The 15,753-nt window shown below is 43.5% G+C and carries 9 protein-coding genes; all 9 read left to right on the plus strand.

What is annotated here, in order from left to right; genetic code table 11:
• Positions 1-310: 310 nt before the first annotated feature.
• The 9 genes from LDO51_RS03700 (at position 311) to LDO51_RS03740 (ending at position 15,748) form a co-directional block, all read left to right on the plus strand.
• Positions 311-1,810, plus strand: coding sequence for a vWA domain-containing protein (locus tag LDO51_RS03700; protein ID WP_225576398.1), 1,500 nt, complete (start codon positions 311-313; stop codon positions 1,808-1,810).
• Between the two features lie 313 nt (positions 1,811-2,123).
• The gene (locus LDO51_RS03705; protein ID WP_225576399.1) at positions 2,124-3,563 is read left to right on the plus strand and encodes an SrfA family protein; all 1,440 of its coding nucleotides are present in this window, start codon (positions 2,124-2,126) and stop codon (positions 3,561-3,563) included.
• Between the two features lie 4 nt (positions 3,564-3,567).
• The gene (locus tag LDO51_RS03710; protein WP_225576400.1) at positions 3,568-6,561 is read left to right on the plus strand and encodes a virulence factor SrfB; all 2,994 of its coding nucleotides are present in this window, start codon (positions 3,568-3,570) and stop codon (positions 6,559-6,561) included.
• Positions 6,558-9,281, plus strand: a complete 2,724-nt coding sequence (locus LDO51_RS03715; RefSeq protein WP_225576401.1) for a putative virulence factor — start codon at positions 6,558-6,560, stop codon at positions 9,279-9,281. The genes LDO51_RS03710 and LDO51_RS03715 overlap by 4 nt, the downstream gene beginning before the upstream one ends.
• A gap of 4 nt (positions 9,282-9,285) precedes the next feature.
• Positions 9,286-10,302, plus strand: a complete 1,017-nt coding sequence (locus tag LDO51_RS03720; protein WP_225576402.1) for a hypothetical protein — start codon at positions 9,286-9,288, stop codon at positions 10,300-10,302.
• A 9-nt stretch (positions 10,303-10,311) separates the two neighbouring features.
• On the plus strand, positions 10,312-12,297 hold the full coding sequence (locus tag LDO51_RS03725) for a vWA domain-containing protein (protein WP_225576403.1): 1,986 nt from the start codon (positions 10,312-10,314) through the stop codon (positions 12,295-12,297).
• Positions 12,297-12,989 (plus strand): ABC transporter ATP-binding protein, encoded by a 693-nt coding sequence (locus LDO51_RS03730; protein ID WP_225576404.1) that lies wholly within the window; start codon positions 12,297-12,299, stop codon positions 12,987-12,989. Before LDO51_RS03725 ends, LDO51_RS03730 begins: the two co-directional genes overlap by 1 nt.
• Complete coding sequence (locus tag LDO51_RS03735) at positions 12,964-14,205, plus strand: ABC transporter permease (protein ID WP_225576405.1); 1,242 nt, start codon at positions 12,964-12,966, stop codon at positions 14,203-14,205. Before LDO51_RS03730 ends, LDO51_RS03735 begins: the two co-directional genes overlap by 26 nt.
• Positions 14,195-15,748, plus strand: coding sequence for an SUMF1/EgtB/PvdO family nonheme iron enzyme (locus tag LDO51_RS03740; RefSeq protein ID WP_225576406.1), 1,554 nt, complete (start codon positions 14,195-14,197; stop codon positions 15,746-15,748). Before LDO51_RS03735 ends, LDO51_RS03740 begins: the two co-directional genes overlap by 11 nt.
• Positions 15,749-15,753: the final 5 nt, after the last annotated feature.

Below are 15,753 nucleotides of genomic sequence, written 5' to 3' on the forward strand. Positions count from 1 at the left end.
AAGCACATCATAAAGTGCCCCCATAAAATTAAACGTATTGAGTTAAACGACTTGCAAGGCCTTATTTCGACATAACCTAAATAAGGCCTTTTAATTTGACGAAAAAGTATCAAATATTTTGCTGAATGAAAGAAAAATGATTCTTATGACAAATTTTGACTCGCAATCATAATTTTTATCACGCAATTTATTTTCATGAACTTCATGTTTTGAACATAATTAAGACTAAGCACCTAGGATGTGATAATTATATTCTTTATTATCCTGTTAATTTTCTGATGCGATGACTTTTTAGCAAGGTTGCTTAGCCATGAATAGAGTATTGCGTTTAACCAGCGACACCCAAAAAGCAGACTATAGTTTAAATAATCAACAAGAACTGTCGGCATTATTAACTCAGTATTTTCCCGCAAAATACCAATATTTATTTGCCCATGGCGAACAACAACCCGATGGTGCAATTATCTGGAGTACCTCAGTCTCCGGTCACCCCATTCCATTATCATCTTTAGATAAAGTTGAATTTTCAAACCATCACCGACTTCTTTGCGAAAGATTAAATGATATTCAGACGCGAGCGAATAAATTACTTGAAGAAAAACAGATCACCCAAGAACAGTATCTATTATTAGAGAAAGCTGCCGTCCTTCCTGATACTGAAAGTGTTTATATTATAAATAACCAGCCCGTTATAACATGGTGGCCAAGAACAACCCCTCTTCCGGCTCCCGTCCCAGCCCCTGCAGCCATTCAATCCGCAGCCCCCATTGCCGCTGCTGCCGCTGCGCCAAGTAGAAATCGTTGGTTAGCCTTATTTGGCTTTTTAATTCTGTTATTACTTTTTGCATTACTATTTTCATGGTTAAGAGGCTGTTTTGACCCAAAAACACTCCCGACTGTTGTCGAAAATACGCATGTCGAACCTGCACCTAAACCTATTCCTGAGCCCATTCCAGAACCCGTTCCCGAGCCCGTTCCTGAGCCTGAGACCGTTCCTGAGCCTGAGACCGTTCCTGAGCCTGAGACCGTTCCAGAACCTGCACCTGTTCCCGTTAATCCATTAACCCCGATGGAAAAATGCCTACAAACAGAGATGCAAAAACGCGGAATGACGGATGCGAAGGCCAACAGCGTCTGTAATGCAAAACTCAATCCTCCGGCCCGAAAAGTGTGCCCAGTGAACCGGAAACCTCAAGATGCACCTCAAGTTGTGATTATTTTCGATGCCTCTTACTCCATGAATATGAGCATGACACTGTCAAAGCAACAAATTGATTATATTGAAGAAACCTGGGAACCGTTCGTAGGTTGGGATGTGGAGCCAAGACGCATTAACGTGGCTAAAAAAGCGTTAGGAGAAATTGTTAAAAACATTCCTAATGACACAAACATTATGACTATCGTTGCAGCCGACTGCGAAAAAATTCAGTCAACGGGCAATATCACGCCGAATAATCGCTCTAGCCTATTGAGTTTTATCAAGAGAATAGAGCCGGACGGCGGAACTCCATTGGCCGACTCCATCACTCAAGCAAATCGATCCATTAAGGACAACAACCGAGACACCATCATCATCTTGATCTCTGATGGTGTTGAATCTTGCAAAAAAGACCCGTGTGCCGCAGCGAGAGCGTTAAAACGAGCTCACCCTAAAGCCGTCATCAATGTCATTGATATTATGGGTAGCGGGGCTGGAAACTGTGTGGCACAAGCTACGGGCGGAAAGGTCTTTACGGCAAAAAATGCCAAGGATGTTGCCGTGATGATGGAGAAAGCCCTCAGTGATTACATTCCCGAAGGATGTAATTAATTTTACATTATAATCTCATTTTATGGTGCAATATTAATTTATTGCACCATAAAAAATTAAATTATTAATTTTAAATCTTTCATCACATTAATTTATTGGCATTTGTAATATAGATTCGCCATTATTTCCTTTTAATACTCTCTGTTATATGCAATTTGCTCTTATTTCATGACTAACATCAATTTGAAAATTTAACATAATAGACAACACGTTTTTTGTTGATTAAAATAACAAATTAGGTCATGCCATCCAGAAATATTAATAACCAGAAAATTCTTATATTATTTTAATTTAAAAAATTAGGAAGATTAATGTGAATAAAGCTTTCCTGCGTAGTGGAAAATTAGAAAATTATCTTCCATTGGGAGAAAACGGGCAGGCAGTTTATGTGTCTGCATTACAACTTCGAGAAACACTACGCTTACAAAAAAAAAATAATATTGCAGATTGTCTTGCCATCCCCCAACCCAATGAAACTGGCGAGCGAATTGACTGGTATTCTCCTGTTGATGGCGAAATTATTTCTTGGACGACCGCATCTGAAGAAGAAAAAAATAATGCTTATACACGACTAAAAAATAACCAAGATGAATTGAAAAATTTCAGTGAAAATAAGCAACAATCAGAGAACAAAGAGCAGCAATTATTTGGTGCGCTACTGAGCAAAACAATCCAATTTCCGGATCAAGACCACGTTTATATTGTCGGTGGTCAGCCTGTCATTACATTTTGGGGATTCGTGAACGTGAACAAACAGTCACGCACCGATCCTGTCGCCTGTTTAAAACCTTTAGCGCCTCCTGCGCCAATCGCACCAGCCGCCGCGCCAGTTGTAGAAACTGCGTCAGTGATTGTGCCCCAAAAACCATGGTGGCGATTTTTACTGTGGTTATTACCTTTATTGCTGCTTCTGCTGCTTGCCGCTTTTTTTTTAAGAGGCTGCTTTAGTGCACCTATTGTCCCAACCGCCCATATTAATACGCCGCAGGTAACCCTACCAAATATCAATGTTCCCGCCGTTGACGTTCCTAAGCCGAACCTGAATGTGGAACCAACATTAGTAGCTCCGGGGCAGGCTCAGGTGGTCAATACGCATGGTGTCAATGTTCATGGTCTCAATGGCACGGTGGCTGTTCCTGATCAAACCACAAATGGCCAAGTTGCAAGCGCGGTAGATACTAATTTGCCAAACACCCCAGTGGTTGACCCCGCGGTTGTGCCATTACCAGAAGATACCAATGGCAATACGCCCGCAGTATCAACAAACCCAAATTCACCGAATACCCCCGTGGTCGACCCGACTCAATCCGTTGCTGGCAATACACCTACCAGTAACGACCCGTTCGCAAATAACGGCGCAGCGGCAAATATGCCAGCACCACTGAATATTCCACAAGAAGCGATTCAAAGTGGATCTGTTCAGTTTTTAAATGGACAGTGGCATGTAGGGGCTGGGGTTCAGGACCAAAAAACCGGTAAGCCATTAAGCCTGCAATACAATGTGAATAATGGCAAAGGTGACGTCATTATGACCCGCAGTGATGGCGTGACTTGTCAAGGCCCTATCTCGGCATCCATGAATTCTGGTGGGCTGAGTATTAATAACCAAGCCCAAGCAAACTGCAGCGATGGCTCATCCTATCGCATGCCCAATATTACCTGCCACCCTGGCTCAAAAAACATCGCTGACTGCCAAGGTGAATACGATAAAAATCAAATATTCCCTATCTCAATGAAACGGGAGAGTAACTAATTCTATGTTAGCGCAATTAACTGATCATAAAGATAAAATCACGCTTATTCGTGATAGTAACATCCAATTTTTGGATTTTGGTTTTACGCTACTCCAACGTAAAGAATATGGCGAGTTCACACGCAAAGGCGAAAATGGTCCATTACTGCGTTTAATTTATGATGAACGCAGCGATAAATTTATCTTCCCTACCCCTAAAAATAGTACGCCGATAACTTCAGAGCCTGAATTTAGTTTTTCCATCGAAGAGTCATTAAAGTTACTGAATGATATTTGGATCCCGCTGCCATTTTTCCGATTTAATCCACCGAGATCATTTTCTAACGGCCCATATAACTGGGTCAGAGCTATGTTTCACCAATTGGCTGAACCCGATGAAGATGGAAACACACACCGCATTGTCATCGCGTTTGATACCCGAATTGTGCCTAATCGCGAAAATACCGCTTATCTCGCACCGAATGAAGATGATGTGCGCTCAGGAATTGGGTTTGCTCTCGCCTATTTAGGGCATGAAGTTGAAGATTTCTTAGAGCTCTCTTGGGTCGATAGTTGGTTACGTGAAATTTTCAGTGAACAAGCCACATCAGCACTCAGAATGTATCACGATGAATTGGAAGAGGCGCTTTCACAGTTCCAACATCAGGCCCACTACCTTAATCTACTGCACATTCTGGGTGAGAATATTAAGTTACCCGAAGTGAAGCTGAATGAAACCAAGTCCCAAGAGCCACCAATTGAAGTAGATTTGATCTTGGACGTTGGCAACTCGCGTACCTGCGGGATCTTAATTGAAGATCATAAAAACGATGATAAAGGCCTGACCCAGCTTTATGAGCTAACTCTCCGCGATTTAAGCCAGCCTTATTATGTTTACAATGAGCCATTCCAAAGTCGCGTTGAATTCGCCCAAGCTGAATTTGGTAAACAAGATTTTTCCGTCAGTAGCGGGCGCAATGATGCCTTTATGTGGCCTACAATCGGTCGTGTAGGTCCTGAAGCCAACCGAATGGCATCACAACGACTCGGTACCGAAGGGTCTACTGGGGTTTCTAGTCCAAAACGCTATTTATGGGACGATACCCCTTATTCTCCGGGATGGCGTTTTAGCCGCGCTTTTGGCCAAACCGAAAAAGAGCCATTGGCCACTGCAATCCCAATGACCTATTTATTGAATGACCACGGTGACCCACTTTTTCGTTTAGACGAAAATGATCGTATGCCTGTTTTTACGCCAAACTATACCCGCAGTTCACTGATGACCATCATGCTGACCGAAGTTCTCACTCAAGCATTGACCCAGATGAACAGCTCAGCTCAGCGTTTAAAAATGAATCATGCCAGCGCTCCACGCCAACTGCGCAATATTATCTTAACCATTCCCCCTGCTATGCCTAAACCAGAAAGAGTCATTTTCGAAAACTGCATGGAAAATGCCCTTGGGTTAATTTGGAAAGCGATGGGCTGGAACCCGATTGATAACCCGTTAACATTTAAAGGCAATGATGTTGATTGCCGCCCGCCACTGCCATCTATTCATGTGAAATGGGATGAAGCTACCTGCGGGCAATTGGTTTATCTCTATAACGAAACACAGATCCACTTTGGTGAGCGCACTGAAGCCTTCTTTAAAAGCCAAGTTCGTGATGATAACCGAGCACTCACGGGGGATTCTGTATTAAAAATCGCCTCAATTGATATTGGCGGCGGCACCACCGATCTGGTGATCACCCGTTATAAATTAGATGCGGGTAATGGCAGCAACGTCAAAATTGTTCCTACTCAGCTATTTCGTGAAGGATTCAAAATCGCGGGTGATGATATTCTTTTAGATATCATTAGATTATGCGTATTACCTGCACTGCGTGCCTCATTACTGGATTCCGGTGTCTCTGATCCTGATGCACTGATGTCATCCCTTTTTGGTAGTGAAGGGTTGGATGCGGGGCAGCAAGTGTTGCGCCAGCAGCTTACATTACAAATTTTCAGTCCTATTGGGTTAAAGATCTTAAATCAGTACGAAAATTATAACCCACTGAAAATTTGCGAAAATATTAACACGACGTTTGGTGAGTTTTTATCCCAGCAACCAACTCCAAAAGTGTTCCATTACATCAACGATGCCGTCAATAAAGAACTGGGTGCCAGCGATGCGTTTTCGATTCTCAATGTGCCTTTGCAAGTCAATTTTGCTCAGCTTCATGGGGAGTTTATTTCAGGGCAACGGATCAATATCACCTCCAGCCTGAAGGCCTTGTGTGAAGTGTTACACTACTATTCCTGCGACATTTTGCTGCTAACTGGCCGCCCGTCCCGATTACCGGGTATTCAGGCGCTCTTTAAATTACTGCAACCTGTTCCGCCATCCCGCATTTTACCTTTGCATGGATATAAAACGGGTGGATGGTATCCATTTAATAAAAAAGGCCGAATTGACGATCCGAAATCCACCGCGGCTGTGGGGGCAATGCTCTGCTTGCTCGCTGAAAATTCTCGGTTATTGAATTTTTATTTTTCTATCGGGAATTTCCGTCCTTATTCCACCGTTCGCTATTTAGGCATGTTGGATAGCCATAATACGTTAAGCGATGATGTGGTTTATTACCGAGACATTGACCTCGATCGTCCTGATTACCAACTCAATGAGCAAACTTCGTTTGAAGCTCGAGGTGCCGTCCGTTTAGGCTTTAGACAATTAAATAATGCCCGCTGGCCCGCTTCGCCACTCTACACATTGCGGATTAAGAACCCTAAATTGGCTCAAAAACTCAGTGTCGAAAACGGCGTTATCCGCATGAAATTGCAAGTCGAGCAGCAGCGTCAATCCCGTGACGACAACCCGGTAAGCCTAGAGCGCTTTGTAATTTCCGAGGTTGAAATGCTGGATGCATCGAATGTCAAACCACGAGATTTAAATTTCAAGCTTAACACATTAGCAGACAGTGGTATTGGTGAAACCAACTACTGGATGGACAGCGGGAGTGTATTAGTTAAATGAGTATGAATAATGAACAACAGTTGATTGATGGCTGGAATGCTATTTACCAAAATGCCGATAAAGCAATTAACTGGATCAATACGGTCAGAGAGCATGCTCCTCGTCTAAACACGGAGGCAGATAGCCTTATTTATCGCTTAAGACGCAGTAAAAACACCGCCAAAAATTTGGTGACGGCCACCCAAAGCCCGATGTCGGTTGGTTTTTTTGGTCTGTCTCAAGCAGGAAAATCTTATCTTATCTCGGCATTGGCGGCAGGCAATAACGGACGCTTAAAAACAAAAATGTCCGGTAAAGAACTAGATTTCATTGACCACATTAACCCTCCCGGCGGCGGAAAAGAGGCGACTGGGTTAGTCACTCGATTTACGCGCTCAGCGACCAAAGGCACTGATAGCCACCCTGTTGAATTGCATTTATTCAATGAAGTGGAAATTATTAAAATCCTCGCGAACGCTTATCTGTATGACTTTAACCAAGAAAAAATTGATTATGTTTTAGATGAGCAAAAGTTATCTCAGCAACTCACACAGTTTGAGCAGCAGCGTTCCTCTACACCTGTAGCGGGCATATCCCATGATGACATGGTTTCTTTATGGGATTATTTAAAGCGCCACGCGGAAAACAGTCACAAAAAGCTCGCATTAAGTTATTGGCCGAAAGCCGTTGAATTGGCTCCGTACCTATCGATTTCACAACGGGCAAAACTTTTCGCTATTTTATGGGGTGAAATCCCAGAATTAACAGAAGCTTACGAAATATTTAGCCGCACCTTGGCTAAATTAAATTACGCAGAAATTGTTCTCGCCCCGCTCGAATCTTTAGTCAAAGAGCGCAATGGCATCCTCGTTCAAGAAGACAGCATTATGAACGTCGATATGCTTGAACGACTCAATAAAAGCATTGATAGCGATATTCAAGTCTGCCCAATCCAAGGGGAACATGTCGGTTCGCCAGTATCACTCTCGATTGCGGAATTAACGGCGCTGACCGTCGAAGTTGTGATCCCTCTGCTTGATACCCCAAGCAAGCCTCTCTTCGAGCAAGTTGAATTGTTAGACTTCCCAGGTTACCGAGGCAGACTAGGTGTTGAATCCATGAGCGGCATTCGCAATGCCGTAGACAGCGACGATGCCAATCCACTCGCCCAATTAATTTTACGTGGAAAAGTTTCTTATTTATTCGAACGTTACACGGATAACCAAGAGATGAACGTACTGGTTGTCTGCACCGCATCAACCAAACAATCTGATGTAAAAGAAGTGGGCGGCGTGCTCACAGAATGGATACATAACACCCAAGGTAAAGATGCGCAAACACGTGCCAAACGCCCTTGTGGGTTAATCTGGGCGATGACTATGTTTGACTTACGTATCTCTCAGTCACTCTCGCTCAATGAAGCCCTTTTACGCCAATCTTGGGGTAAAGGTGGCATGATCAAAATGGCGATGCTAGAGCGTTTTGGTCAATACCCTTGGATGTCTGATTGGGTTGATAATCAGGCGTTTGATAACACCTTTTTAGTGCGTAAACCTCGAGTTCCAACCTCATTTATCCGCATGCAAAATGAGGAAGAAATCGCCTTTGATGAGGGCTGTTCAGAACATCTTCAATTAATGAAAAGAACCTATGTGGAAGATGAATTTGTTCAGCGACATATTCGCGATACCAGTGAATCTTGGGACAGCATGTTGCAGCTCAATGATGGCGGTATGTCCCGCCTTGCTAATTACCTTGAAACGGTTGCATTAAAGAAACTGAAATTAGATCGCATTACTGAGCAACTTGATGAATTAAGAAAAGAATTGATCGGTAATCACCTTGAAAAATGGTATCAATCTGGCGGTGAAGAAGAGTTATTAGTCAAAGCAAAAAATTCTGAAGCCATACTGCGCTTTATGCAGAAAGTCCCTTATTTGCAAGGGGCATTTATTGATTACATCATGCCGAGCCGCAAAGACTTGTATGAGCTTTATATGCAAGAAGAAAGCGCACTTAGCAAAATTAAAAACCCGAAACAGTCTGATGGCGAGCCGCAAAACGTCTCGATTTTCTCACTTGGCGCCAACGAATTTGGTGGCGGTATCGACCTGTTTAGTGATGAGCCTGCCATTATTTCAGCACCTGAAACCGATAAGCCGCAAAGCTATGGGTATGAAGTCATTTACCCACAAAAAGTCATTGCGCTTTGGATAAATCATTTACGCAGCTTACCGGATAACAATGCGTTATTGGCTTACCTTAATATCGAACAAGAGATCATGGTGACGTTTGTCGATGAACTGATCACTGCCATTTCCCGTTTGCAGCTAGAGCAAAAGCTGATAAACGCGTTGGCAGGAACAGAAACGGTCGGCGTTCTGCGAGATAAATTAGCGGAATCTCAAGTTTCTCGCGTTCATAACATTTTAGGTGATTTCATCACTTGGTTTAATTTCAAAGAGGAAGGTGTTCTACGTCCAAACAGCAAAGTGAATGTTGGACAAAAAATCTTTGAACGTCCAGACCGCAACAGCGTGGAGTGGGCCGATGACGAGCGCCTTGTGCGCCTCCCAACAACACCACTGAATTACACATTCTTATTTGTTTATGACTGGTTAATCGCTCTAGATACTGTCATTAAAGAAAACGCAGGTCACTCTGCGGGACGAGAAATTAGTGCTGAGCAGAATGCTCAACTTGGCCAAATTATTAAATCGATGAAATCATCATTGGAGTGAAACTGTGTTTAATCCAGAATTAAAACCATTACAACCTGCTCGCCCTGGTAACGCGTTATTGACCATCCGTAATTGGGATGGTGGGCATGAAAATGTCAGCTTAACCATCCAACGAAACCAAGATGGTAACTACCTCAATGACAAAGGTGAATGGGTCGGTAATGCATTTGAAATTCAGCTTCCGTTTGAACTAAATGGCGATGATTTACACATTGTTCTTGATAAAACCTTTGTTGACCCACTGATTAGCAATCTGCAAATGGCTTATCGCTTCACCCTCAAAGATGATGAAGGAAATGAAGATAAAGGGACGCTTAAAATTCACAATGGTGTTTTAAGCTCACTCGCCCAAGGGCAGCAAGATGTCATTCCATCAGGGGGAAGTGTCCAGCCAACCTTGAATACTGTCGATAACATCAAACCTGAAATTATCATTGAAGATGAACCTGAGCCTGTTGGGTCCGTAGCAAAGATCCCGCCAGAACCTGAACCAATTATTGAAAGAATTGCCTCCACAAAAAGCAAAAAATCCCCAGTCATGGGCATTATCATCGCCCTTATATTGCTGCTAATTATCGCCGCACTGGTCTGGTTTTTTATGTTCAAAAACAAAAATGAAGAGCCAGAGCCCATGCCGGCTGTACCAACCCAAACATCCGAACCAGCCAATGGTATTGAAGGAGTGTGTAGCGTTGACAGCATGAAATCCGGTGAACCTCTCGCTTTCGTACAAAACTGCTTAAAAAGCCACCCAAGTGATGTCGAGATTGTCACGACCATCGATGCTGCAATAGCCAATGGCCAATGTGATATCGCCCAACGTTTGTATGCGTACAAAGCGCAAGCTGGGGATGCCAAAATCGCATTTAAATACGCGCAAGAGTATGACCCTAATAATACGCCATCCGGAAAATGTTTCTCGCCAGATAAAGAAACCGCCATCTATTGGTACGAAGTCACGGTGAATAATGACTCGCAAAATAGTGACGCGAAAGCACGTTTAGAAGCCTTAAAAAAATAGAGGTCAAAAATGAAACAGTTTCTAGGATTAGGCTTTTTATTCGCAAGCGCCGTATTGAGCAATACCGCCTATGCGGATGAACAAAAACCGTTACTACAAGCCGGTAAGAAAACACTTTATCAACGGGTTTTAACTTACCCTGGCTGCGAGCTTTCCGACAAAATTGCGACAAAAGGCAAAGAGCAGCCGGCATTCAGCCGCTTTTATGTTTATCAGCGCCAAACCCAAGGCGCAACAGAGTGGCTGCATGTGGGGCCTGACCAATTCGGGAAAACCAGTGGCTGGATGAAAGCTGATTGTACTTCCGAGTGGAAAATGCAATTAACACTCGCGATGACTAACCCCGCTGGGCGTAACCCAACCTTATTTTTAAAGGATAAAGCGACCCTTGAGGGTATTTTAAATTCGGATAAGCCGGATACAAAATACAACCCTTTACTGTCCGATGTGACGAACAAAAAAGCCAATCCGGCAGTACTTTCCCGTGAACCTGAGAACTTTGTCGATCAGAAAAAGAATTTCTATCTTCTGCCAGTCTTAGAATCTGATGAGGCATTCACAGAAGCGGGCTATAAAGTGAGAATGCTGGAAGTGGCATCAGTGTCAACGTCATCATCTCCAGCAGCATCGGCTCAAACATCGCCAACAAATACGGCATCCAGTGCGGCTGACCAAGAGCAGATGATGCAAGGTTTCTCCGCCGCGGTTGTGTTTGTTATCGACTCAACCATTTCAATGGATCCTTATATCGACCGCACCAAAGAAGCCATTGAAAAAGTGTACGCGCAAGTCGAAAAAGACCATCTTTTAGATAACGTTAAATTTGGTTTAGTGGCATTTCGTTCAAATATTAAAGCCGTTCCTGGTTTGGAATATGATGCGAAAATGTATGTGAACCCAAATGATGTGAAAGATGGTCCTGATTTCCTTGCAAAAGTAAAAGAGTTGAAACAAGCCAAAGTATCCAGTAGTCGATTTGATGAAGATTCCTACGCCGGTGTGATGATGGCACTGGATAAAATTGATTGGACACGTTTTGGGGCGCGCTATGTCATCCTCATTACAGATGCAGGGGCATTACCTGCGGATGACCCACTATCGTCCACAAAATTAGATGCGGAACAAATTCGTCAAGAAGCGGCCTACCGCGGTGTAGCACTGTACACATTGCATTTAAAAACACCGTCAGGGAGCAAAAATCATGCTTCGGCACAAGCGCAATATGAAGCGCTAACATTGAACCCGTATATCCATAAATCCCTTTATTATCCGATTAACTCCGGTGATATTAAGAGTTTTGGGAAGATGGTCGACAGCCTTTCGTCCGCAATAACCTCTCAAATTCAGATAGCTTATCGTGGTGAAAAAGGCATTGGTAGCGCATTAAATGCCGACCCTAATTACGGCAACGACAAAGACACCAAACCGATGCTGTCTGACGCCCATGATCTTGGATACGCCATGCGCCTTGCTTATTTAGGTGAGAAACAGGGCACCAAAGCGCCGAGTGTTTTCAAAGCGTGGATCAGCGACCGTGATGTGCTGAAGCAGAACGTGCCAACCACTGAAGTCCAAGTGTTACTGACAAAAAGTGAACTGAGCGACCTCAGCGAAGTCATGAAGAAAATTGTGAATGCGGCTAATGAAGGCATGATTTCGCCAGATAGCATGTTTGAAAACCTACGTTCTATTGCTGCAACAATGGGTAATGATCCTAAACAGATCAAACAAGCCTCTGGGACTAAACTCAGTGAAATGGGCTTACTGGGCGAGTATGTCGAAAACCTACCGTATCTCAGTGAAGTTCTTGGTTTAGATGAGGAAACATGGAAAAGTTGGGATGGACTAGAGCAGGAAAAATTCATTCGTCGACTCAACACAAAACTTCAATATTATCAGCGTTATAATGAAGATGTTGATCGTTGGATCCCGCTAGCACCGAATAGCGATCCCCGTGACTATGTTTACCCTGTGCCTTTGGAAAATCTCCCTTAATGTTGCACATTGAGCAATTGTCACTGACACGAAGCGACGGGGGACGTGATTTTCATGTCACCCTTCCTTCTCTCGTACTAGAGCCCGGTCATGTGTGTGCATTAACGGGGTTAAGCGGCTGTGGAAAAAGTACATTATTAGAAATGATTGGGTTGATCCTTCAGCCCGATCAACTCGCCCATTACCAACTGACCTCAAAGCTAGATATTACCGAAGCAGTTCTGCATGATGATACCAAACTTTTAGCGCAGTTACGGGCAAAACATTTCGGCTTTGTGTTGCAAAATGGCGGGCTTCTTCCTTATTTAACCGTAAAACAAAACATTGTTTTACCTAGAAAAATACTATCTTTACCCACAAAATCAGATTTCTTAGATTTTGCGATCGACCACCTTCAATTACGCCGTTTGCTCAATAATTACCCCCATCAGCTTTCCATCGGTGAGCGTCAACGAGTGGCATTTGTGAGAGCCATCGCCCATCAACCCACCCTGTTACTTGCTGATGAACCCACAGCGGCACTTGACCCGCTCAATGCCCAGTCTCTGTATTCATTAATTATTGAAATGGTGAAAAATTTAAACCTAAGTGCGCTTATTGTTAGCCATGACTGGACGCTGGTAGAGCAGTTTGGTTTTACACAATATCATGCCGAATTAGAAGGGAATGGCAGTGTCTTTAGAAAAAAATAGTGCCATAAAAACAAAGTGTTCATTACTTACCCGATTGGCATGGCAGGATTTACTCCATGATAGAAAAGTCGCCCTGTGCATTATTTTTTCATTAACGTCAGTCATTGCACCGCTGTTACTGCTGTTTGGCTTAAAAAACGGTATTATCACGCAGCTCCATAACCAATTACTTAACGATCCTAGAAACTTAGAAGTGCGTATGATTGGGAATGGAAATTATCCGCCATCGTGGTTTGATGAACTCTCAAAACACCCTGATATTCAGTTTGTGATCCCACAAACGCGCAGTCTAAATACTCAAGCTGACCTCGTTGCTGATAGCCAGCATTTTGTCTCTAATGCTGAAATTATCCCCACCGCCAAAGGCGATCCGCTGCTCAGTGATGTAATTGTCCCTGTTGAAGAAAACACTCTGGTACTCTCCACTAGCGCCGCTGAAAAATTAAGTGCAAACAAGGGTGATACGGTGAATTTGGTCATTACTCGCAAGCGAGGTAATACCAGCGAGCGAGTGAAACAGTCCTTTCGTGTGATTGATATTATTAGCGACGCCAAGTTTTCTCGCCCTGCTGCATTTGTGCCGTTATCCGTCCTCATTGCTATGGAAGATTACCGAGATGGCTACCAAGTTCCTCAGTTCAATATCACGGAAGGCGAAAATCCCAAAGTCAGAGAAAGCTTTGCAAAGGCACGTGTCTACGCCAATAGTTTAGATGGGATAGCCCCTATCAATGACTGGTTTAACCAGCAACATATTGAAGTGATAACACAAAAAAGCCAGATTGATTCCGTCAAAGCCATCACCTACGTACTCAATATTATCTTTTCTGTGATCATGTGGATTTCGCTATTTGGCTGCATCGCGTCTCTCATTGGTGCATTTTTGGCAAATATTGATAGAAAACGTAAAGATATGGCCGTATTGCGGTTACTGGGTTTTCACCAATTGGCCGTGACTTTTTACATCATCATTCAAGCCTTGCTCTTGACCAGCATTGCCTTCTTTATTGGCTTCTTGCTGTACCTTATCGGCAGCTATTTGTTCACTGGCTTATTAGGTGAACAGTTACCTAAAAATGCTTTTGTGTGCCGACTTGAGCCAATCAATATACTTATTGCTTTATTTACTGCGTTATTTATCGCGCTCTGCGTTGCAGGCATTGGGGCGTTACGTGCAGTGAAAATACAACCTGCGGAGAGCTTACGTGAAATCTAAAATAGCGTTAATCACATTGTCATTCGTTTTACTGCACAGCGGAATCTCTTATGCCGCGCCGTGGGAAGAAAAATTCTTTAACCCGAAGGCATTACCGGATGATGTTGTCTTGCCATTCCCCTGTGAAGGCAGCATGGTTTTTCGTAAAGTCGCCATCCCAGTGAATCAACCTTTGCAAGATTACAATATTACTTTAGGCCAAGAAGGGGATGATTGGGGCTATCTAGAACAAACTCGAACCGAGCACATCGCGGGAAGTTTTACTGAGAAAAATAAAGGCCGTTATTTCCTGATGGCGAAATACCCCGTCACTGATCTTCAATACACCGCGTTAGAAAATACGCTGCAAGGGAAAGAGTGTCCAAACCCATCCAATAAATTGCGCTTACCGAAAGTCAATGTGAGTTGGTATGACGCAATGCAGTTTTCAGATAAATACAACGTCTGGTTACGTGAAAAACACTTACGTGCCCTGCCTGTTGAAGATGGTGCGAAAGGTTTCGCTCGTCTCCCGACGGAAACAGAATGGGAGTTCGCGGCAAGGGGAGGATTGTCTGTTTCCGCATCCGATTTTCGTGATACTCGATTCCCTATGCCTGAAGGCATTCGAAACTATGTCTGGTCAGCGGGTGCACAATCTGCCAATGGCGATTTACAGCTTACAGGCTTGCTGCAACCTAACCCATTAGGGCTGCACGATATGCTGGGTAACGTCTCCGAGATGATGTTCGAACCGTTTAGACTCAATAAATTAGACCGCCAACATGGGCAAGCCGGTGGATTTATCGTTCGAGGCGGAAGCTATTTAACTCCAGAAAGCGATATCCGCAGCGCTTGGCGACAAGAAGAAGCCTATTATACCGATAAAGGACCAACCAAGAATAAGTATACGGGTTTCCGCCTTGCCATCGTGGCTCCGACATTAACCTCAAGAGATCGCATTAAAGAGATTGAAAAAGAGTGGCTCAAATTAGGTTCGGAATCATCATCAGCGAACGGTCAACCTCAGGCTCAAAGTAGCTCTATTAATAATCTAAGCGCCATCTCAGCAAAAGTGCAGGATGAAGCCATCAAGCAGCAATTAACGCAGTTAAAAGATGAATTAAAAGCGAATACCCAATTGCGAGATGAGCAGCGCGACCAAGCTATCAGAACCTCATTACAGTTAGGCGCATTTTTGTGTACCAAACTCAAAGATGATGGCGAATTTTATGACCGCTTAGCGGGCTTATATGAAAAAAATTGTGCAGCCAATGCCGCCGAAGGCACTTGCGAAAAACGGAAATCACAACTTGAGGATCACAAAAAAGCCTTGGATTTTGTGGTGAATTACTACGCAGATACCTTAGTCGACATGGCCACAACCTACGATGCATCCTTAGTTAAGTCCCAAGTTAACGTTGTTAAACAAGTGATGGAGGCCAGAGGAAAATCAAATTTACAGACCTACCTCTCGGCTTATGTTTCTAATTTAGATGGTTATTGGAAAAATGGAAAAGTTTCGAGAAATGAATGGCTTGAAACATGCAAAAAACAAAAATAGGAATT

The organism is Providencia alcalifaciens (genome assembly GCF_020271745.1).
GTDB classification, from domain to species: Bacteria; Pseudomonadota; Gammaproteobacteria; order Enterobacterales; family Enterobacteriaceae; genus Providencia; species Providencia alcalifaciens_B.